Source organism: Acinetobacter haemolyticus (genome assembly GCF_900406815.1).
GTDB classification, from domain to species: domain Bacteria; phylum Pseudomonadota; class Gammaproteobacteria; order Pseudomonadales; family Moraxellaceae; genus Acinetobacter; species Acinetobacter haemolyticus_A.
Map to the genome: position 1 here is coordinate 1 of NZ_OVCN01000005.1, position 20,069 is coordinate 20,069.

Sequence of the window (20,069 nt, forward strand, 5' to 3'; positions counted from 1 at the left end):
GTTCTAATCAACGTATAAATTATAAAAATAATAACTTTTAATAATTTACATTTAACTACTAATAAAAAATAGTTTTAACAATTTTACAAATTAATATCATTCAACATTTCTCATAAATAGTTTTAAATAAAATATTATTTTTTAAAAAGAATTTCCTAATGATTTCACGAGATGAGCTAAAGAAAATTGCCGTTGATTTTAGAAATGCCTTAGATCAAGTAACAAGCGGATTTATCGTGGGAAATTTTAGTAAATTTCCAAAAGAATGTGGAGCTGATGCCTGTGATCTATTACAACATTATCTTTGGTATAATTATGAGATCAAAACAGAATATCGTACAGGAAAAGTTCAGGTATCTAGTCGCTCTTTAGAGACTTTACATTGCTATCTTGTCGCAAATGGTATCATCATTGATATCACAGCTGATCAATTTAATAAGGAGCAATTCCAAAAAGTAATTGCTTGTGAAAGTAATACCTATCCTCTATTACCTTATTTTAAATATGTGCGCACTAAAGGTGATGAACAATTAGGTCAATTGAACAGTTATCAAGAATCTATATATAAAAAGGTATTAGAATGTTTAAATAAATAAATTTTGGTAATCAAAAGCTTTATATGAGAGTGTGTTTTAGTACAAATCATTGACTGCTCCAATGATATGAGTCAGGTATATAAAGTATCAACCACCCTTTCATAGATAGTTATCAAAGTTAATCGTTTCGCTCTAAAATATATATCTTTTTAAAATAAATAAAAAAGCCTTTAAGTATTAAACTTAAAGGCTTTTCTATGTTTCATCGGATTACTCCGAATCGAATTTTGGTGGAGGTGGCGGGAGTTGAACCCGCGTCCGCCAGCACTACACTCGAGAATACTACATGCTTAGATATCGTCTATTGTTTTAACACCAAGTGACCCGACGAACAGGGTACGAAGTGCGATCCTCTAAGTTTGGTATAAAGCCCCGAGGCTTGACTCTATACGGACTTGTGTGCGTGCGCTTCAGTCGGGTTCCCAGACCACAAGTATTCTAGGAAGCGGACAAGCGGCCCTTAGGCAGCTAGAGCGTAAGTTTCGTCGTTTGCGACTATTTAAATGCAAATTTTATTTACGAGAGAAAATGCGCTCTCGGCATGCATCTATGAGTTTCATCACCAGCGTCGAAGCCAGAGACACCCCCAAAGTACAGCGCAATCATAGCATAGATCTATAGAATTAATATCTTAATTTCTAACCAATCAGCTAAATATGCGCTTATGTTCTTATATAGTTCCTCAACTTATTTTTTCAAGGTCTATATATAAAAAAGCCACCACAACGGCAGCTTTTTTTAAAATATCGGCTATAACGCGCCATTCCCCAAAACAATGCCTTCACGACGTGGATCGACTCCACCTGCATATTTGCTCTGATTATACATATTCACTTTCATAATCGTCGCAATGCCGCTAGTTTGTGCGGTATTAGACACCCCGTGCCCCTTTGCTTTTAAACCTTCAATCAACTGATTTAACTGTAAATTCAACCATGTTGATTTATAAAAGTATATTTCAATCCAATATTTATACGGTTAGTACTTGACCTTCCTATAATGGTAAGGTCTATGCTTTAAGCAATCAAAGAATATTTATAGGTAAATCCCATGGGAACCGACATAAATCAAAGATTAAGCTTACAAATTGAAGGTATGACTTGTGCAAGCTGTGTAAGTCGTGTTGAAAATGCTATTAAAAAAGTTGATAGTGTGCGATCAGCCTCAGTAAATTTAGCCACTGAGCGTGCAGACATTACACTTAATAAGCCTTTAGATCGTCAATTATTAATTCATGCAATTGAACAAGCAGGCTATGATGTTCCCCAAGACAGAATTGAATTATCTATAAAAGGTATGACCTGTGCCTCATGTGTTGGTCGTGTCGAGAAAGCACTCAAAGCCGTCTCTGGTGTCACTGAAGCGAATGTCAATCTTGCAACTGAACGAGCAACAGTAAGTGGTTCGGCAAGTGTAGAGGCATTGATCGCAGCAATAGATAAAGCTGGATATGATGCTGTAGAAATTCAAGCTTCGATTGCCGATCCATCTGAGCAGCTTCAGAAAAAAGATCAAGAACGCGCTGAACTTAAACGGGATTTAATTCTTGCCACGCTTTTTGCTTTGCCTGTGTTTATTCTTGAAATGGGCTCTCATCTAATTCCAAGCTTTCATCATCTGATTGCTCAAACCATTGGGATGCAAAATAGTTGGTACATACAATTCGTACTGACTACCCTTGTTTTAACGATTTCAGGTAGAAGATTTTATTTAAAAGGCATCCCCGCTTTAGTTCGTCTAGCACCAGATATGAATTCTTTGGTAGCCGTTGGAACATTAGCTGCATATCTATTTTCTATAGTGGCTACCTTCTTTCCAAACACACTCCCTTCGGGAACAGTCAATGTTTATTATGAAGCTGCTGCGGTTATTGTTGCTTTAATCTTACTTGGTCGTTTTCTTGAAGCAAAAGCAAAAGGACGTACTTCAGAAGCGATTCAACGTTTAGTCAGTTTACAAGCTAAAACAGCTCATGTTCACCGTGATGGAAAAATGCTTGAGATTGCAATTGATCAAGTTATTGCTGGTGACACGGTGATTGTAAAACCTGGCGAAAGAATACCTGTTGATGGAAAAGTGACTGATGGAAATAGTTTTGTCGATGAATCCATGATTACAGGTGAACCGATACCTGTTGAGAAAGTGATTGGTAGCTATGTGGTAGGTGGTACGATTAATCAAAATGGAACACTCACTTTTACAGCATTAGCCGTTGGTGGTGAAACCATGCTGGCGCAAATAATTCGCTTAGTTGAGCAAGCACAAGGCTCTAAAATGCCGATTCAAGCGGTAGTCGATAAAATTACCTTATGGTTCGTACCAGCAGTAATGTTTTCAGCAGTGCTGACATTCTTAGTTTGGTTAATTTTCGGCCCATCTCCTGCCCTAACTTTTGCCTTAGTAAATGCAGTCGCAGTACTGATTATCGCTTGTCCATGTGCTATGGGTTTGGCAACACCTACATCGATCATGGTGGGTACAGGTCGTGGTGCAGAATTAGGCGTGTTGTTCCGTAAAGGCGAAGCTTTACAGCTATTAAAAGATGCAAAAATTGTAGCTGTTGATAAAACAGGTACTTTAACTGAGGGACATCCAGAATTAACTGATTTTAAAGTCACATCTCAGTTTGAACGAGATCAAGTTTTGGCTGCTGTAGCTGCTGTTGAATCCCGATCAGAACATCCTATCGCAAAAGCGATTGTTGATCAGGCCAAGCTAGAGAACTTGGTTCTTCCTAAAGTTGATCGCTTTGATTCGGTTACGGGTATGGGTGTATCTGCAGTGATCAATGATGATATTCAAATTAATATTGGTGCTGATCGTTATATGCAGCAGCTCGGTATTGAAGTACAACCCTTCGCAACAACTGCTTTACGTTTAGGTGATGAAGGTAAATCACCACTTTATGTTGCGATGAATGGTCAACTAGCAGGAATTATAGCGGTTGCTGATCCAATTAAATCCACGACTCCCGCAGCGATTCAAGCTTTACACCAATTAGGGCTGAAAGTCGCAATGATCACTGGAGATAATGCACGTACTGCTCAGGCAATTGCAAAACAATTAGGAATTGATGAGGTGATCGCTGAAGTCTTACCTGAAGGAAAAGTTAATGCAGTCAAAGAGCTAAAATCCCAATATGGTCATATTGTCTTTGTTGGTGATGGAATTAATGATGCCCCTGCATTAGCTGAAGCCGATGTAGGTGTAGCGATAGGTACAGGTACAGATGTTGCAATTGAATCGGCAGATGTCGTGCTCATGTCTGGCAATATGCAAGGTGTAACAAATGCAATCGCCTTATCCAAAGCCACAATCGGCAACATTCATCAAAACCTATTTTGGGCTTTTGCTTATAACACCATGCTAATTCCTGTTGCCGCTGGAATATTATATCCAAACTATGGAATTTTAATGTCACCCATCTTTGCTGCAGGAGCTATGGCATTATCTAGCGTCTTTGTATTAGGAAATGCACTACGTCTACGTCGTTTTCAACCACCCTCAGTACATCTAGGTTGAGGAGAATAAGATGAATATTGGTAAAGTCTCTCAAGCTTCAGGGGTCTCAACCAAAATGATTCGATACTATGAACAGATTGGTTTGATCCCGACTGCGGGGCGTAATAATGCAGGTTATCGCTCCTACTCAGCGACTGATGTTGAACGTTTAAAGTTTATCAAGCGAAGTCGAGAATTGGGATTTTCAGTTGTGGAAATCTCAGATTTGCTTGATCTGTGGAATGATCGCAATCGACAAAGTGCTGATGTAAAACGCTTAGCACTCGGACATATTGAGAAATTAGAACAACGCATAAACGACTTACAGCAAATGGCGAATACGCTGAAAGATTTAATCAATTGTTGCGCAGGTGATGATCGACCTGAATGTCCGATTCTTGAGGGTCTCAAAGAACCGAGCAATGAAAATAAGGAACAGCATCACCATAATGACCTGCTGTCAATTTCACCATTAGCGAAGAAAAAATAAGGTATTAAAAAGGGCTACGAAAATGTAGCCCTTAAACTTTGTCTAAATGATTTTAGCGCGGTGGGAAACCTGCTTCAGTCAATGCTTCAGCAACCTGCTCTTGTGTTGCTGTTGTTTCAACTGTCACTTTACGACTTGGTGGATCAGCAATCACTTTAGCATTTGCATCCAAAGCTTGAATTGCTCGAGTAACACCGCGAGCACAACCACCACACGTCATATTCTCTACATAGAATTCCATGATATCTCTCCAATAAAATAGATGGTTAATAGAATATATTCCTTCCCATCATTGTAAGGTCAAGCGATTTTTTACTTGATCCTCTTTTAGAGTTAGGTTACACCTTAGCTACAAGAAAAAACTCGGAGAACAACTCCAAGTTTAATTCAATGATTTCCATTTAAGTCATGCGATTAATGTGGTGCAGGGCCACCTACTATCGGCTTAGGTTTAGGACTTAACCAAATCAAAATACTCGCAAATACAAATACCATCGCCAAAATCATAAATACATGATTGGCTGAGATCGTAATTGCTTCTTTATCCACTAAGTTTGCAATCATGTCTAAAGTTGCATCAGAAGAAAATCCATTTTGCATCAGGGTATTTTGAACCTCTTGTGGATGCAGTGAATTGACCATTTCACTACGCGCGACTTTGGCATGATCATCCCAGATCGTGACCGCAATAGAAGCACCGATTGCCCCTGCCATCGTTCTTAAGAAATTCATTAAACCTGCCGCAGATGCCATTTCTTGCGGTAATACCGAACCCATTGCAATATTGGACAATGGAATAAAGAAGAATGGCACAGCAAAGCCCTGTAAAATCTGTGGCCAAGCCAAAGCCATAAAGTCGGCATCTGTGACCCAAAATGCGCGCATCAAAGTCACTACCCCCAGCAACGCCAGACCAAAGCTGGCCAATGCACGTGGATCATATTTGGTTGCTAGTTTTGCCACAATCGGCGACATGGTCAAACTGCCAAAGCCCATGGTTGCAGTCAGATAACCTGCCCATGTGGCGGTATAACCCAAGTTGATTTGCAGCCATTGGGGAATTAACACAATACTGCCAAAAAATGAACCAAAGCCAAAGGCTAAAGCAAGTACTGAAATACTAAAGCCACGATGTCGGAACACGTATAAATTCACAACAGGATGCTTTTCCGTCAACTCCCAAATCATAAACACGATAAAACCGATCACGGCGACTAAAGCGAGAATAATAATACTGCTACTGTTAAACCAATCTCGCTCATGTCCAAGATCAAGCATCAACTGCAATGCTCCGATCCACAGCACCAATAAACCTAAACCTATCGCATCTATCCGTAGTTTTTCAGTCTTGGTTTCAGCCACTTTTAATAAACGACTTGCAGCCAATACACAGAAAATACCAACAGGAATATTAATAAAGAAGATCCAATGCCAGGACAAATTATCGCTAATCAAGCCACCAAGGATAGGCCCCAAAATCGGTCCAACCACGGTGGTCATCGCCCAAAGTCCCATGGCTTGTGAATGTTTTTCTGGTGGGAAAATCCGCATCAACAATGTTTGGCTCAAAGGCATGAGTGGACCACCACACAGTCCCTGTCCGATACGGAAAAACACGAGCATTTCCAGTGAAGTCGCCAAACCGCAGAGGAATGAAAAGAGCGTAAAACCCACCAATCCAAACACAAAGACCCGAACTGTACCAAAACGTCCTGCCAACCAACCTGTTAAAGGCACACAAATCGCTTCAGCAACGGCATAGGACGTGATGACCCATGTTCCTTGTGAACTGGAAACAGCCAAATTCCCTGTAATATGAGGAACGGAAACATTAGCAATCGTGGTATCTAGGACCACCATAAAATTTGAAAGTGCAATGACAAAAGCAGCAAGCAGTAAGCGCCCACCACTCAGTTCAGCAAAAGGATTTTGAGTTTTCATAGCTAATTACTTCGATGCGAGGTCAATATCCGCTTGCATCGACAAACCCACCCGCAATGGATGCTCAGCCAGTTCTTTAGGATCAAGCTTAATTCGCACAGGCAGACGCTGCACCACCTTGATCCAATTACCTGTTGCATTTTGAGCTGGAATCAATGCAAAAGCTGCACCCGTACCCCCAGAAAAACCTTGCACTGTGCCGTGATAAACGACTTCACCCCCATACAGATCTGAGGTTAAAGAAACCTTTTGCCCAGCTTTTACTTTGGCGAGTTGGCTTTCTTTAAAATTGGCATCTACATATAAATCAGAAACTGGAACAACTGACATCATCACGGTGCCCGGCGCAACACGTTGTCCAATCTGAATATTACGGCGCGCGATCACTCCATTAACAGGCGCACGAATCACTGTCCGTTCTAAATCAAGTTGTGCTTGATCAACATGCGCTTTTGCCACAAGAACGTCAGGCGTTGATGCTTCATTTACCCCCTGAATCAATGCTTCATTTGCAGCAAAGGTACTTTCCGCAGCTTTACGACTTGAACTTGCTTGCGCCAATCCTGCTTGTGCTAAATCCAGACTGGCTTTGGCAGTCGAGACTGAGCTTTGTGCTTTACTCAACTCTTCTTTAGAAATTGCTCCCGTCGCAGCCAACTCATTACGGCGCTTCAGTTCTAATACTGCACGATCATAATCAGCTTGAGCTTTGGTCACTTGCGCTTGCGCACTGCTGATTTCATCATTACGCACTACCACTTGCGAATTTAAAGAACGGCTATTGGCTTGGCTTTGTTTATACTGACGCTGTGCTTTGGCTAGTTCAGCTTGAGCTTGCGCCAATTGGATTTTGGCATCACGCTCATCAATACGAACCAATACATCACCCCGTTTGACCTGTTGCGTATCTTTAACCAGCACTTCAGCCACTTGCCCGTTAACCATTGAGGTCACTTGTGCGGTTTCTGCACCAACATACGCATTATCAGTACTGACGGAATGATTAAAAAACAATGCCCAAATCGCATACAAAATGGCAGCGAGGATCAGAATAAGCATAAAAAAACCAAGAAATTTCTTACGCTTTGCTTTCATAGCATCATCTGTTGCAACATCTGCACCTATATTCTGCTGATTTGCTTGGGCATCATTCATACGTTATTCCTGAAAATTAAAACGACTTTTTTTACTGTTGGTTTAATCAGCAGATCAGCTTAATTTTGGAAACTTAACCGAATGTTAAAAATGAACTTAAAAAGGCATAAAAAAGATCTCATTATTCTGAAAAATAAAAATGCGACCTCTAAAAACTCAAACTTTTAGCACTCATATCGATATTTACTTGCGGTACAAATTTTTTAGAAATAAAAAAAGCGTCACAAGACGCTTTAGTATTTAGTTTCCGACCTAGAATGCATAAGAAGCGATGGCCGTTGCAATCGGTTTCTCTTCATCATTGACCATGGTCATACGCATCGTACACCCCTTGCGACCTAGACGTAATGTTTCTGCACGAGCAATGAAATATTTACCCCGACCAGGTGATAAGTAATCCACTCGCATATCTACTGTCGCGAGACGTGAGACCTTTTTAATCGTATCAGGTAAATCTTCAGGTGAAGCTCGGCGATAAAGCTGCTCCATCGCAACCACTCCACCAATACTATCTAACATCGTTGCAGCCACACCACCATGCAAAATTTGGAAAGCCATATTACCGATCAGTTCAGCTTGCATGTCGATATAGCCCTCGATTTGATCATCGACCACTCGCATGACCATGCCACAGTGCTTAAAAAATGGTGAAGAATTAAATGCTTTACAAAGCTGTTTTAAGACCACGCCATGATCGGCTTTAGCACCTAACTGAATATTACCTGTCCAGTTTTTCTTTACATCATTCATACGCTGTCTAAATCCAAAGGAACGATAAACATCCCATTATTTTGTACAAATCTAAAAATATGGGGCTACAATAGCTAAGTTTCTTAATTGACCTAAGCCGCTAAGCTCTCCCTAGCAAGACTTAAATAACTCAATTATTCCTATAGTGTAATACTGAACATCGAGATTGTTATGACTTATACGTTCAATCGTCCTGCTTTTCCTGCGACTCGCATGCGCCGTATCCGTAAAAATGACCAACTTCGTGCAATGGTCAGTGAAACACAACTCACTGCTAATCACTTGATTTATCCAGTATTTGTATTGCCAGGACAACAACAAACACAAGACATTCCGAGCATGCCAAATGTGCAACGCTTATCAGCTGATTTATTGCTCAAAAAAGCTGAAAGTTTATTAGAACTTGGCGTATCAAAACTGGCGCTCTTCCCAGTTACGCCGCAAGAAGATAAAAGTTTGACCGCAGAAGCTGCATGGCATGAAGATGGCTTAGTGCAAACCACTTGCCGTTTATTAAAAAAAGAACTACCAGAAATGGTGCTCATCACCGATGGCGCACTTGATCCTTATACGACCCATGGTCAAGACGGGATTATTGACGAGACAGGTTATGTCTTAAATGATGAAACGGTTGAGTGTCTGATTAAACAAGCGCTGAGCCATGCGGAAGCGGGTGCAGATGTGGTCGCTCCTAGCGACATGATGGATGGTCGAATTGGAGCCATTCGACAAGCACTGGAACAGAATGGTTTTATTTATACCAACATCATGGCCTATTCAGCAAAATATGCATCTAGCTTTTATGGCCCTTTCCGTGATGCAGTCGGTTCTGCAAGCAACCTTAAAGGTGGTAATAAATATAATTACCAAATGGATGTGGGCAACCGTGCAGAAGCGTTACATGAGATTGCTTTAGATATCCAAGAAGGTGCAGACATGGTGATTGTCAAACCTGGTATGCCTTATCTGGATATCGTCCGTGAGGTGAAAGACACCTTCGGCGTGCCGACCTTTATCTATCAGGTGAGCGGTGAATATGCCATGCTTGCAGGCGCGATTCAAAATGGCTGGTTATCTGACAGTGTGATTTTAGAGTCATTGATGTGCTGTCGTCGTGCAGGTGCAGATGGTATCTGGACATATTTTGCTGAAGAAGCAGCACGTAAACTGAAAGAGATGAAATAGAGCTCCAACTATGCATATTGCCATCATTGGTGCAGGCATTAGCGGCTTAATGACTGCACTTGAGCTTGTTGAACAAGGCTGCTCCGTCGATATTTTTGATCAACAACAAGCTGGTCAAGCCGCCTCATGGGCAGGCGGTGGCATCCTCTCTCCAATGTATCCTTGGCGATATGCACCTGAGGTTAACCAACTTGCCAAATATGGCAAATCACTCTATCAATCATGGAATGAAAAACTATACCCAATTACAGGTATAGATTTTCAAATTCACGATACAGGTATGCTGATTTTTGATAAGGGTGACTTCCAAATAGGCTTGGAATATGCTGAAAAATATCATGAGCCGATGCAACGTTGTGAATACTTAACAGGCAATGACATCCAACAGGTAAATCAGCATATCTCTACGGACTTCGAACAAGCAATCTATTTCCCAGAGCTTTCAAATGTCCGCAATCCTCGTTTACTCCAATCACTGATCAGCTATTTAAAACAACACCCATCAGTCCGTTTTTTTGAATACTGCCCGATTGAAAAACTCATTATTAAAAATAAAAAAGTGCATGGCTTACAGGCGGAAGATGGGCAACACTATTTTGCCGATCAAGTGGTACTCGCGTCTGGAGCCTGGAGTCAGCACTGGGTTGAACAAATACAACGAAACATTCCTGTACATCCCGTCCAAGGTCAGATGCTACTGTTTAAAACCCCTGAAAAATGGCTCCCCACCATGTGTATGAATCGTGTGATGTATCTGATTCCACGTCAAGATGGCCATATTGTCTGTGGATCAAGCATGTCTGAATGCGGATTTAACACAGCCGTGGATGCACAAACCCAACAAGATATTTTATCTGCTTGTTTAGAAATGGTACCGGAGTTAGCACAATTCCCGATCGTAAAACGCTGGGCTGGTTTACGTCCAAGTTCGCCACATGGTATTCCCTATATCGGCGCAATGCCTGAGATCAATCATCTTTGGGCAAATTTTGGACATTTCCGCAATGGGTTATGTATGGGTGCAGGATCAGCAAAACTGTTGGCACAACTCATGTTAGATCAGAAAACTTTTGTTGATCCGCACGCCTATTCACCTGACCGATTGGCATATGCTCAATTAGCGATCCATGAAAATCTGACTTAAAGCGTCGTGTAAATTTGGATAATTAAATCTAAAGCCATGTGCCAATAATGCTTTGGGTTGGACATACTGTCCATTCAAGATCAACTGTGACTGCTCGCCTAAAGCGGCTTCAAAAACACATTTTGGCATAAGAATAAATGGTTTACGCTTTAATAGCTTTGCCGCAGTCTGCATGAATTGCTGTTGATTTGTTGACTCAGGTGCAACCACATTATAAATTTTTTGAGCGCTATCTAAATGCATCAAGAATAAAATTGCATCTAATACATCTTGAATATGAACCCAAACGACGGGTTGTCGCCCAGTCCCGATTTTACCCACCATATTTAGTTTAATGGGCAAAAGCATTTGCGGCAAAATGCCCCCACCACGACCAAAAACAATACCTAAGCGGATAATTTTAGTATTTTGTTGTCTAAATTTGAGTGCTGTTTGTTCCCATGCCTGACACAACTCAGACATAAAAATCGCTTGTGCAGGGGTATTTTCATCACAGATTGCGGTCCATTGTTCCTGTGGATCAATCCCGTAATAACCGATCGCTGAACCTGAGATAATGCACTTCGGATAAATATTTTGACGCTCTAACCAATCATACAACCGCTGCGTCATGTTGACCCGACTTTCAATCAATTGCTGTTTACGTTTTTCAGACCAACGCTTCGCACCAATATTTTCACCCGCAAGATTAATCACAAAATCTATTTCTGAGGTGGTTATTTGTTCTAAATCATTGATCCATCTAAGTTGGGGATGTTGAGATAGTTTTTGCTTTTGTCGTGTCAGTGCAATCACATGGTATTGCTGTTCCAACAAAAAAGGTAAAAGATGAGAGCCAATAAACCCACTTGCACCTGTTACCAACACTGTCATTTTTTGCATGGCACGACCTACTCAACATAATACTTATTGCAAATAGCTATAGCAGAATATTGAGGAATTACAAGTCAGCGCAAACTAAGCAAACATTTTAGCCGCCATACGTTGCGCTTGTTTACCATAAAACCAATAGGTGATCAGAAATAATGGGATTGCGAGCATCAACCACATCACTAAAACAGTAAGTAAGAACTTGGGTTGTTGTAAGTACAATAAGAAATTTTGCCACACTTGTGGATCTCTACGGGCAAAGAGAAATAGTCCACCAAGTAGACCAATCAAGTTATATCCCCAAAAAATCAAAGAAAAAACCCATGTAAAACGTTTCTGCTCTTGAGCGGTTGGTGCACGGCGCTGTTGTCTTAAAAACTTGAATAAAACTAAAATGATCGCAATCAAATAAGGCATTGCGGTGAGGATGCCACCTATACTATTTGGTAAAAATGCTGCCAGTACACCAGTGAGCAAAGTCAAAACCAAACAAATTATGAAAAACCATAAATAATACAAACGCAATGAAATCATACAGATAACCTTATAAGGTTGGTTTCGACAAATAATTATAAGTTTTTTTCAATTTTTTTTCATTTTAATGTCAACCAAAGTCAAACTCATATCGTTATATAGGGTATAAGGTCGCAGCAACCGACAAACATTGCACGGCATCCGCAGTTTTTTCGGGGACCTTTCATTATGACTCTCCATCTTTAGCAATGGTTTTGTTAGCAGCCAGAACTTTTGATAAAGATTTTGACCGACGATTTCTCATCACTCGAATCGTCGGTTTTATTTTTTATAATACCCAAAAATAAAACGGATAAAATTATGAATAGCATTATTTATTTTGAAATTCAATCTTCTCATCCACAACGCGATACAGCTTTTTATCAATCTATTTTTGGCTGGCGTTTCGAAAAGGTCGAGGGTTTACCTATTGAATATTATCGCATTGAAACTGAGGGTATTCATGGTGGTTTACTACAACGCCCAGTTGCAACTCCACCAACAGAATGCGGTACCAATGCCTATACTTGCACCGTTGAAGTCGAAAACTTTGATGAAACCTCAGCTAAAATTCTTAGTCTAGGTGGCATTGTCGCCATGGATAAATTTGCAATCCCCAATCGTTGCTGGCAAGGCTATTTTCTCGACCTAGACAATAATGTTTTTGGTATATGTGAAATAGATGAGAATGCAATATAAATCACCTTGCCAAGTCAGCCGCTATTTCATCGCCCTTGAAACTGCGGCAGACGTCTTTCTAACATAGCTCGAACACCTTCTTGAGCATCCTCAGATTCAAATAAGGGTTTGAGGTAATCATCCATTTTCTGAAATGCATCAGTCTGTCCTAAAGTAACCCCATCCGTTGCAGAAGCCAGTAAAGCCTGTACAGCAAGCGGCGCAGCTATACAAATTTCTTTGGCAACTTCGATCGCACGCTCGAGCTGCTTCCCTTTTTCCACAATCTCAGAAACGAGATTCAATTCATTGGCTTTTTGAGTATCAAAAGTTTTGCCTGTAAGCAAATAAGGCATGGCTTTTTGCCACCCAGCGGCCTGCACGAAACGAACCGTTGCACCGCCAAAAGGCATAATCCCGCGCAGTACTTCGAGTTGACCAAATACCGTATCTTCGCTCGCGATTACCACATCTGCATTGAGCATAAGCTCCACACCTGCGGTATAGCAAATACCCTGCACAGCAACCACAACAGGCTTCGTTCTATGTCTTCCTCCCACTCCCCAAGGATTAACGTGGGCTTCCTCAAAGTTAAAAATCCCATGTGGAATTTTTGGTTGTAATTCGACGAGGTCTAAACCTGCAGTGAAATGATCCCCATGCGCGAAAATGACAACACAACGTAATTCAGGATTATTTTCATATTCTGTTAATGCTAAAGATAGATCTTCAATCATATGACTGTCAAAGGCATTGCGTTTTGCAACTCGGTCTAAACCGATCAGCATAATATGATCGATAATTTCACGGCTTACTTTTCCTAAGCTCATTTTCTATTTCCTGTTATTAAATTATTCCGATACCAAACTAGTGGATCATTTTGCAATGATCAAGCGATATCTTGTATGTAGTTTATGCTTGGCTAAGCCCTACATTTTTCTTGAATACGTGCTACCTTATTCGCATTCATTCGATTTTTTTAGATTCACTTATGACTGTGCGTTTTTTTCATACTTCTGACTGGCATCTGGGACAATTTTTTTATAACCACTCCCGCCACTATGAACATGAACAATTTCTTGCATGGTTACTTGAGCAAATCAAAATCAAACAACCGCATGCGTTATTGATTGCAGGCGATATTTTTGATGTGATCAATCCCAGTTCGCAGGCACAAAAACAGCTTTATCAATTCCTTGCTGATGCTCATGATCTTGCACCACAGATGCAAACATTGATGATTGCGGGAAATCACGATTCAGGCTATCGCATTGAACAAGTTGAACCCTTACTTGAAAAATACAATGCCAAAACAGTCGGAGTGATTCGCTGGAATGAAGATAAAAGCTTAGATTTAGATCGTTTAATTTTGCCGATTTATGATAAGCAAAAACAGATTGTCGCATGGTGCATTGCCCTGCCTTTCTTACGTTCAGCTGAAATCACAGGTTTCAATGAAAACACCACTAACAGTCAAAATGCGATTGCCTATCTGCATCAACATTTAATCGCTGAAGCAAAACGCCGTAAAACCGAGGATCAAGCTTTAATCCTGATGTCACATGCACATATGCAAGGTGGTGAAACTTCAGATTCTGAACGTCCAATTATTATTGGTAATGAAGAAGCACTTTCAACCACGTTGTTTGACGATGAGATTGACTATGTAGCTTTAGGACATCTGCATAAACCACAAAAAGTTGGACAAGATCATATTCGTTATAGTGGCTCTCCAATTCCTTTGTCATTTAGTGAAATTAATTATAAACACCAAGTGCTTGAAGTCACGATTGATCCTATTAAAACTGAAAATCAAGTTGAGTTTGAAGCAATTGCCATTCCGCGAGCGATTCAATTACACAAAATTAAAGGTGAACTCAATGACGTCATGCAGCGGCTCAAAAATCTGCCACAGGGCCTCATTGAGTGTATAGATCATCGTGAATATGTTGATATTGAATATCACACAGCAACACCTCCCCAACCAAATCTTAGACAACAATTTGAAGATGCCCTGCCTAAAGATCGTTACCGTTTAGTTCGGATTTCACGACAATATTTATCCAATCAAACCCATGCAGAAATTGAATCAAAAATTAATTTAGAACCACCGACACCCGAAAAACTGTTTCAACAAATTTGGGAGAAAAAAGGCTATAGCGCTGATGATGTGGTCACCAAAGACTTTTTAAGCTTAGTTGCTGAAGCACAGAAAAAACTTGAAGATGATCAAATAGTTTAAGGATTTGCCATGAAAATTTTATCCATTCGACTAAAAAATCTGGCATCTCTTGCAGGTGAGCATTTTATTGATTTTGAAAGTGAACCTTTAGCACATGCTGGATTGATTGCGATTATAGGAAAAACAGGCGCAGGTAAATCCACCATTTTAGATGCGATGTGTCTTGCCCTATTTAATAAAATTCCAAGACTCAAAGACAGTGATGGCAAACTAATCGATGTAGATGGATCAGAATTGCTGACAAACTCTCCTCTCACTGTATTACGTCGTGGTACTGGACACGGTTTTGCCGAGCTGTGTTTTGTCGCACAGGATCAAAAACATTATTTAGCGCGTTGGGAAATTAAACGTGCACGTGAAAATGCCAGTGGCAAACTGCAAAGTGTACAACGCTCATTGAAATGCCTCACCGATGGCGTGGTTGTCGCAGATAAAACCAAAGCCGTCGAAACTTATATTCAACAAATTACACAGCTCAGTTTTGAACAATTCACTCGTGCAGTGTTACTGGCACAATCAGAAGTAACCGCCTTTTTAAAAGCCCGTGATAATGAACGTGGTGAGCTCCTAGAGTACCTCACCAACTCCAGTATTTTTGCCAAGATTGGACAGTTGGCTTTTGAAAAAACCAAAGAAGTTCGCTTACAACGTGAAAAATTAGAAAGTGTTTTAGGACACATTGAAATTCGCTCTGATGAAGAAATCGCTGAGTTACAACAGCAATTCCAACACTTACAGCAACAAGTGCAACAACTTGAAAATGAAAAAAATCAGCTCAAACAGCAACAACAGTGGTTTGAACAACGCGATAAAATCAATAATGAAATTGGATTAAAACAGCAACAGTATGATCTGCAACTTAAAACGCAGGAAAACATTGCCAAAGATCGCCAATTACTGGGTCAATTAGAAACATTTGCTGAGATACGCCCTATCATATTTCAACAGCAACAGATCCAAAAAACGTTACAACTACTCGGTCTGCAAATTCAACAGCAGCACAGTGAATTTAATGTCGTAACGACTCAATTTGAGCAAGAAAAACAACGCTATACCCAAGCGGAACATGCTTTACAAAAATTTCAAAGCTTTGAACTACACTATCAAACTGAACTGACTCAAGTACGCAAGTTTGTGCAAGAGCGCGACTATATAGCTGAAGAATATAAGAAAACCAAAAGTCGACTGACTCAACTTGAAAGTCAGCAGCAACCACTCATCGAGCAACAAAAACAGCTTCAACATAGCATTCAAAACTTGAGTACACAACATACTGCTTGCTTAGAACAGTTAAAACAAAGCGCTCAATACGCTCCTTTGGATAAAGGTTTAAATGCGCATATTCAACAACTTAAACAATTTATTCAGCAATATCAAAAAGTAGAAAATACGCTGGGCTCTATTCAACAAGCACAAGCAAAACTCGCGCAAGATCAAAACATATTCAACAGCTTAATTACGCAATTTGGCACAACCCAACAGATTGAACAACACATTCAGCAACAGCAGAAATTAAAAGAATCCCAGCAAATTCGCATCAATCAATTAGATGCAATCCAACAAAAACTTCAGCAGTATTTTGAATTAAAAAACGAAGTCAGTTCTTTGCAAAGCAAATTTGAAACTGTACAAAAACAATCTCAACAGCTAGAACAACGCAGCAAAAAAACTGAGCAAAATTACCATGCTGCTAAAAATGAACGTGAAAAACTTCAACAGGTTTTGCAACAACAACGTCTATTGCACGCTGAAAATATTGAACATTTACGGGCTGAACTCAAGCACGGCGAAGCTTGTCTTGTCTGTGGTAGTACCGAGCATCCTTATCGTGATGACGAAAATCAAATTTCTAAAGCGTTGTATACGTTACAGCAACAACAAGAACAGCAAGCAATTCAGCAAGAACAACAGTGTTTCCAACTTTGGCAAAAAGCACAACAACACTTCACCCAAAGCCATACTGAACAAGATCAATTACGACAGCACTTACAGCAATTGAATGATAAATTGCAAACACATGATCAAGTGTTACAACAGCATCTATCACAGACCAATATTCAACTCGATTTCAATCTCACTGAGCATGATTCAACTGAAAATAGCATCAGGGCTAAGATGCAGGCATTCGTTTTAGAAGCATCACAGGCTCAACAGCAGCTCGAAAAGGAATTACAAAAACTTAATCAAGCCAATAAAGAGCAGCATGTGCTCAATCAAAATATTCAAAATACATGTCATCAACTTGAGACCATACAGCACTTACAACAACACGTGCAGCATATTGTGGACTGTCTCAATGCTGATGATAAAATTGCTTGGTCTACACAAGGCGTTTCATTCTCACAACACATATTGCAAGTGCTGCAACAGCGTAGCCAGCAACTTGAGCAGGCAGAATACCTAATCAAACAGAAAGATCATCTTGATCAGCAATTAAACGTATTAAAATCGAATTTGGCTAGCCTAACTACTCAATATGCAGAATGTTCACAGCAATTAAACGACATCGAAATCAAAGGCAAGCAAAATACGGATGCTGCTAAGCAGCTGGTTTTCACCATGACAGGCTCAACAGAACTTAAAGCCAATGAATGGTTACAACAGCATGATCAACAACGTCAACAATTACAGAATCAATATCAACAATTAAAACAAAGTTTTGAGCAAGCTCGACATAATTTTGAACAGCAGAAAAATGCGCTTGAACAACTGAAAACACGTCAGCAACAGAATCATGAGTCACTTCTGCAATGTAAAACTGAAATCAGCACATGGTTGGCTCATCATCAGAATTTTACAGAAGATCAACTCTGCGAATTACTTGCGATTTCATCAACTCAAGAACAGCAGATTCGAAATGCGATACAGCAAGCGGATCGTGCTCTAAGTGAAGCAAATTCTGCACTCAGGACCCTTCAGGAACAGTTGAATGCACATCTTCAATTAGAACCGAATATTCAGGTTGAACAACTGACTGAATTAATCAATGTAAATCAAGACATTTTACAACAGACGACAGAGCAACGAGATCAATTTAAACTTCAACTGGAAGTCCATCAGCAGAATTTAGCCAAACAAAAGCAGTTTGCGGATCAGATTCAACAGATCCAACAACAAGAACACCGATGGAATAAAATTTCTAGTCTTATTGGCGATTCAAAAGGTAAAGATTTCCGTGATTTAGCCCAACAATACAATCTCGATATTTTACTTGAATATGCTAACCAACAACTGGTGATGTTGTCTCAGCGCTATACCTTAAAACGTTTGGATAACTCACTCAGTCTTGCGATTATTGATCATGATATGGATGGTGAAACCCGTTCGGTTGCTTCTTTATCTGGTGGAGAATCCTTCCTCACTGCCCTCGCCATTTCACTAGCGATTGCCAATATGGCATCAGGTTCGATGAAAATCGAATCGCTGTTTATTGATGAGGGCTTTGGTACCTTGGATGCATCATCCTTACATATGGTGATGAATGCACTCGATCAGTTGCAGAGCCAAGGACGTAAAGTGATTTTAATCTCACACATTCAAGAAATGCATGAGCGTATTCCTGTGCAGATTCAGGTACAACCGATGGGATCAGGTTCAAGTCGGATTGAAGTGGTGGGGTGAAAATGAATATCCAATTACTACACAATGAAATGTTAAAAAAAGGAATCTGCTTTGAAGTCGGCCTCACAAATTTAGAACTTGAAGCAATAGAACATCTTTTTGCATTCCATTTTCCTCCTGATTTGAAGGATTTTTTAAAGCATGGACTGCCTGTATCGGAAAATGAATGGAAATTTCCTCATTGGAGAGAAGCACTTTATAAAGATAAAGCAAAACATATTCTTATGGAAAAACTAAATTGGCCTCACGAAGGAATTGCATTTGATATTCAAAACGGCTTTTGGTTAGATGGATGGGGAGCAGCACCAGAGGAAATCTCAGACCGTCTGACAAGATTTAAGGATTATTTTAAGACTTATCCGCAGATGATCCCAATTTATGCTCATCGTTATATTCCCACCACACCATTTGAGAGCGGAAATCCTGTATTTTCAATAATGCAAACAGATATTATTTATTATGGAACAAACCTAATAAATTACTTTTGTAATGAATTTAATCTCGATAAAAAGCTCTATGACCAAGCACAGGAAACTCCAAAACATATTAAATTCTGGAGTTATCTCACCGAATTAGATGATAATCAAGACTAAGCTGAATAATCCCTCTTCCCAAACAATGCTGTCCCGACTCTTACCATAGTTGAACCCGCAGCAATTGCTGCATCCAAATCGGCAGACATCCCCATACTCAATGTATCCCAATCTTGAGATTGTGCATGTAATGATTTCACTTGATCAAATAAAGTTTTAGCATCAGCAAACGCCGCAACATTATCAGGTGCCGGAATCACCATCAGACCACGTAGACGTAAATTTGGTAGTCGGCTGATTTGCTCTACCAGATCTGCAACTTCGTTGGGCTGACAACCATCTTTAGAGTCTTGGCCATCAATGTTGACTTGTATACATATATTTAACGGCTTTTGAGTTTCTAGACGTTGATTCGATAAACGCTCAGCAATAATGAGGCGATCTACGCCATGTACCCAGTCAAATTTCTCAGCCAAATGCTTGGTTTTATTCCGTTGAACATGACCGATAAAATGCCATTCAATTTCTAAATCTTGCAGTTCCTCAATTTTCCCCAACGTCTCTTGAAGATAATTTTCACCAAAACTACGTTGCCCAGCTAGATACAGCTCTCGCAAACTTTGACTCGGATGTGTCTTTGATACAGCCAACAATTGCACAGATTTTGGATCACGCTGAACGTGCTGGCAGGCTTGTTCTATTTGCATTAGTACGTGTTGGCGTTGCTGTTGGAGTAAATTCATTGACACAGTTCTCATTCACGACATCTTTTTTTGTATAACCACAATCAGAAGTCTTGGTAAGCTTCGGGGAAAGTCTTATATTATTCTACAAAATAATGAATTACTTT

Annotated in this window: 18 protein-coding genes and 1 other RNA gene; 9 read left to right on the top strand and 10 right to left on the bottom strand. The window is 40.1% G+C overall.

Annotated features, from left to right (window positions below; translation table 11 throughout):
* The first annotated feature begins 158 nt into the window (after positions 1-158).
* Complete coding sequence (locus DK207_RS04425; protein WP_109440145.1) at positions 159-596, top strand: hypothetical protein; 438 nt, start codon at positions 159-161, stop codon at positions 594-596.
* Positions 597-824: 228 nt separating this feature from the next.
* Here the strand turns inward: DK207_RS04425 and ssrA are convergent.
* Together ssrA and DK207_RS16010 are read right to left on the bottom strand one after the other, a co-directional pair.
* Positions 825-1,184, bottom strand: a transfer-messenger RNA (tmRNA) gene (gene ssrA, locus DK207_RS04430).
* 162 nt (positions 1,185-1,346) lie between these two features.
* Entirely contained in the window at positions 1,347-1,475 is a 129-nt protein-coding gene (locus tag DK207_RS16010) for a hypothetical protein (RefSeq protein WP_265735794.1), read from the bottom strand.
* A gap of 171 nt (positions 1,476-1,646) precedes the next feature.
* On the opposite strand from DK207_RS16010, the gene DK207_RS04440 reads away from it, so the two are divergent.
* Both DK207_RS04440 and cueR read left to right on the top strand, forming a co-directional pair.
* A complete protein-coding gene (locus DK207_RS04440; RefSeq protein WP_109440147.1) occupies positions 1,647-4,118 on the top strand; it encodes a heavy metal translocating P-type ATPase in 2,472 nt (823 codons plus the stop codon).
* A gap of 10 nt (positions 4,119-4,128) precedes the next feature.
* Positions 4,129-4,587, top strand: a complete 459-nt coding sequence (gene cueR / locus DK207_RS04445; protein ID WP_042891310.1) for a Cu(I)-responsive transcriptional regulator — start codon at positions 4,129-4,131, stop codon at positions 4,585-4,587.
* Positions 4,588-4,639: 52 nt separating this feature from the next.
* Here cueR and DK207_RS04450 read toward each other — a convergent pair whose 3' ends face one another.
* From DK207_RS04450 to DK207_RS04465, 4 genes are all read right to left on the bottom strand, one after another.
* Complete coding sequence (locus DK207_RS04450; protein WP_109440148.1) at positions 4,640-4,828, bottom strand: heavy-metal-associated domain-containing protein; 189 nt, start codon at positions 4,826-4,828, stop codon at positions 4,640-4,642.
* Positions 4,829-5,001: 173 nt separating this feature from the next.
* Positions 5,002-6,528 (bottom strand): DHA2 family efflux MFS transporter permease subunit, encoded by a 1,527-nt coding sequence (locus tag DK207_RS04455; protein ID WP_109440149.1) that lies wholly within the window; start codon positions 6,526-6,528, stop codon positions 5,002-5,004.
* A 6-nt stretch (positions 6,529-6,534) separates the two neighbouring features.
* Positions 6,535-7,683: an HlyD family efflux transporter periplasmic adaptor subunit gene (locus tag DK207_RS04460; protein ID WP_109440150.1), complete on the bottom strand. Its 1,149-nt coding sequence runs from the start codon at positions 7,681-7,683 to the stop codon at positions 6,535-6,537.
* A gap of 252 nt (positions 7,684-7,935) precedes the next feature.
* On the bottom strand, positions 7,936-8,433 hold the full coding sequence (locus tag DK207_RS04465; RefSeq protein ID WP_017395690.1) for a thioesterase family protein: 498 nt from the start codon (positions 8,431-8,433) through the stop codon (positions 7,936-7,938).
* A gap of 171 nt (positions 8,434-8,604) precedes the next feature.
* On the opposite strand from DK207_RS04465, the gene hemB reads away from it, so the two are divergent.
* Positions 8,605-9,618 carry a porphobilinogen synthase gene (gene hemB / locus DK207_RS04470; protein WP_109440151.1) on the top strand — a complete coding sequence of 338 codons (1,014 nt, stop codon included), beginning with the start codon at positions 8,605-8,607 and terminating at the stop codon, positions 9,616-9,618.
* A 10-nt stretch (positions 9,619-9,628) separates the two neighbouring features.
* On the top strand, positions 9,629-10,762 hold the full coding sequence (gene thiO / locus DK207_RS04475) for a glycine oxidase ThiO (RefSeq protein WP_109440152.1): 1,134 nt from the start codon (positions 9,629-9,631) through the stop codon (positions 10,760-10,762).
* Here thiO and DK207_RS04480 read toward each other — a convergent pair.
* On the bottom strand, positions 10,736-11,644 hold the full coding sequence (locus tag DK207_RS04480; protein WP_109440153.1) for a TIGR01777 family oxidoreductase: 909 nt from the start codon (positions 11,642-11,644) through the stop codon (positions 10,736-10,738). The genes thiO and DK207_RS04480 overlap by 27 nt on opposite strands.
* A 75-nt stretch (positions 11,645-11,719) precedes the next feature.
* The gene (locus DK207_RS04485) at positions 11,720-12,166 is read right to left on the bottom strand and encodes an ABZJ_00895 family protein (protein WP_109440154.1); all 447 of its coding nucleotides are present in this window, start codon (positions 12,164-12,166) and stop codon (positions 11,720-11,722) included.
* A 300-nt stretch (positions 12,167-12,466) separates the two neighbouring features.
* On the opposite strand from DK207_RS04485, the gene DK207_RS04490 reads away from it, so the two are divergent.
* Positions 12,467-12,844 carry a VOC family protein gene (locus tag DK207_RS04490; RefSeq protein ID WP_109440155.1) on the top strand — a complete coding sequence of 126 codons (378 nt, stop codon included), beginning with the start codon at positions 12,467-12,469 and terminating at the stop codon, positions 12,842-12,844.
* A 26-nt stretch (positions 12,845-12,870) separates the two neighbouring features.
* Here DK207_RS04490 and DK207_RS04495 read toward each other — a convergent pair whose 3' ends face one another.
* Entirely contained in the window at positions 12,871-13,653 is a 783-nt protein-coding gene (locus DK207_RS04495; RefSeq protein ID WP_109440156.1) for a crotonase/enoyl-CoA hydratase family protein, read from the bottom strand.
* 161 nt (positions 13,654-13,814) lie between these two features.
* On the opposite strand from DK207_RS04495, the gene DK207_RS04500 reads away from it, so the two are divergent.
* Genes DK207_RS04500 through DK207_RS04510 form a run of 3 tightly spaced genes read left to right on the top strand, consistent with a single transcriptional unit; the run spans position 13,815 to position 19,279 of the window.
* Positions 13,815-15,065 carry an exonuclease SbcCD subunit D gene (locus DK207_RS04500; RefSeq protein ID WP_109440157.1) on the top strand — a complete coding sequence of 417 codons (1,251 nt, stop codon included), beginning with the start codon at positions 13,815-13,817 and terminating at the stop codon, positions 15,063-15,065.
* Between the two features lie 9 nt (positions 15,066-15,074).
* On the top strand, positions 15,075-18,686 hold the full coding sequence (locus DK207_RS04505) for an AAA family ATPase (RefSeq protein WP_109440158.1): 3,612 nt from the start codon (positions 15,075-15,077) through the stop codon (positions 18,684-18,686).
* A gap of 2 nt (positions 18,687-18,688) precedes the next feature.
* Positions 18,689-19,279 carry a hypothetical protein gene (locus DK207_RS04510; protein ID WP_109440159.1) on the top strand — a complete coding sequence of 197 codons (591 nt, stop codon included), beginning with the start codon at positions 18,689-18,691 and terminating at the stop codon, positions 19,277-19,279.
* Here the strand turns inward: DK207_RS04510 and DK207_RS04515 are convergent.
* Positions 19,276-19,962 (bottom strand): YggS family pyridoxal phosphate-dependent enzyme, encoded by a 687-nt coding sequence (locus tag DK207_RS04515; RefSeq protein WP_109440160.1) that lies wholly within the window; start codon positions 19,960-19,962, stop codon positions 19,276-19,278. The genes DK207_RS04510 and DK207_RS04515 overlap by 4 nt on opposite strands.
* Positions 19,963-20,069 lie beyond the last annotated feature (107 nt).

Excerpts from the sequence above, each read along its gene's own strand:
- DK207_RS04425 (WP_109440145.1), top strand. The coding sequence starts at position 159 with ATGATTTCACGAGATGAGCTAAAGAAAATTGCCGTTGATTTTAGAAAT.
- DK207_RS04510 (WP_109440159.1), top strand. The coding sequence starts at position 18,689 with ATGAATATCCAATTACTACACAATGAAATGTTAAAAAAAGGAATCTGC.
- DK207_RS04450 (WP_109440148.1), bottom strand. The coding sequence starts at position 4,828 with ATGGAATTCTATGTAGAGAATATGACGTGTGGTGGTTGTGCTCGCGGT.
- cueR (WP_042891310.1), top strand. The coding sequence starts at position 4,129 with ATGAATATTGGTAAAGTCTCTCAAGCTTCAGGGGTCTCAACCAAAATG.
- DK207_RS04515 (WP_109440160.1), bottom strand. The coding sequence starts at position 19,962 with ATGAATTTACTCCAACAGCAACGCCAACACGTACTAATGCAAATAGAA.
- DK207_RS04505 (WP_109440158.1), top strand. The coding sequence starts at position 15,075 with ATGAAAATTTTATCCATTCGACTAAAAAATCTGGCATCTCTTGCAGGT.
- DK207_RS04495 (WP_109440156.1), bottom strand. The coding sequence starts at position 13,653 with ATGAGCTTAGGAAAAGTAAGCCGTGAAATTATCGATCATATTATGCTG.
- DK207_RS04460 (WP_109440150.1), bottom strand. The coding sequence starts at position 7,683 with ATGAATGATGCCCAAGCAAATCAGCAGAATATAGGTGCAGATGTTGCA.
- DK207_RS04465 (WP_017395690.1), bottom strand. The coding sequence starts at position 8,433 with ATGAATGATGTAAAGAAAAACTGGACAGGTAATATTCAGTTAGGTGCT.
- DK207_RS04480 (WP_109440153.1), bottom strand. The coding sequence starts at position 11,644 with ATGCAAAAAATGACAGTGTTGGTAACAGGTGCAAGTGGGTTTATTGGC.
- thiO (WP_109440152.1), top strand. The coding sequence starts at position 9,629 with ATGCATATTGCCATCATTGGTGCAGGCATTAGCGGCTTAATGACTGCA.
- DK207_RS04490 (WP_109440155.1), top strand. The coding sequence starts at position 12,467 with ATGAATAGCATTATTTATTTTGAAATTCAATCTTCTCATCCACAACGC.
- hemB (WP_109440151.1), top strand. The coding sequence starts at position 8,605 with ATGACTTATACGTTCAATCGTCCTGCTTTTCCTGCGACTCGCATGCGC.
- DK207_RS04440 (WP_109440147.1), top strand. The coding sequence starts at position 1,647 with ATGGGAACCGACATAAATCAAAGATTAAGCTTACAAATTGAAGGTATG.
- DK207_RS04455 (WP_109440149.1), bottom strand. The coding sequence starts at position 6,528 with ATGAAAACTCAAAATCCTTTTGCTGAACTGAGTGGTGGGCGCTTACTG.
- DK207_RS04485 (WP_109440154.1), bottom strand. The coding sequence starts at position 12,166 with ATGATTTCATTGCGTTTGTATTATTTATGGTTTTTCATAATTTGTTTG.
- DK207_RS04500 (WP_109440157.1), top strand. The coding sequence starts at position 13,815 with ATGACTGTGCGTTTTTTTCATACTTCTGACTGGCATCTGGGACAATTT.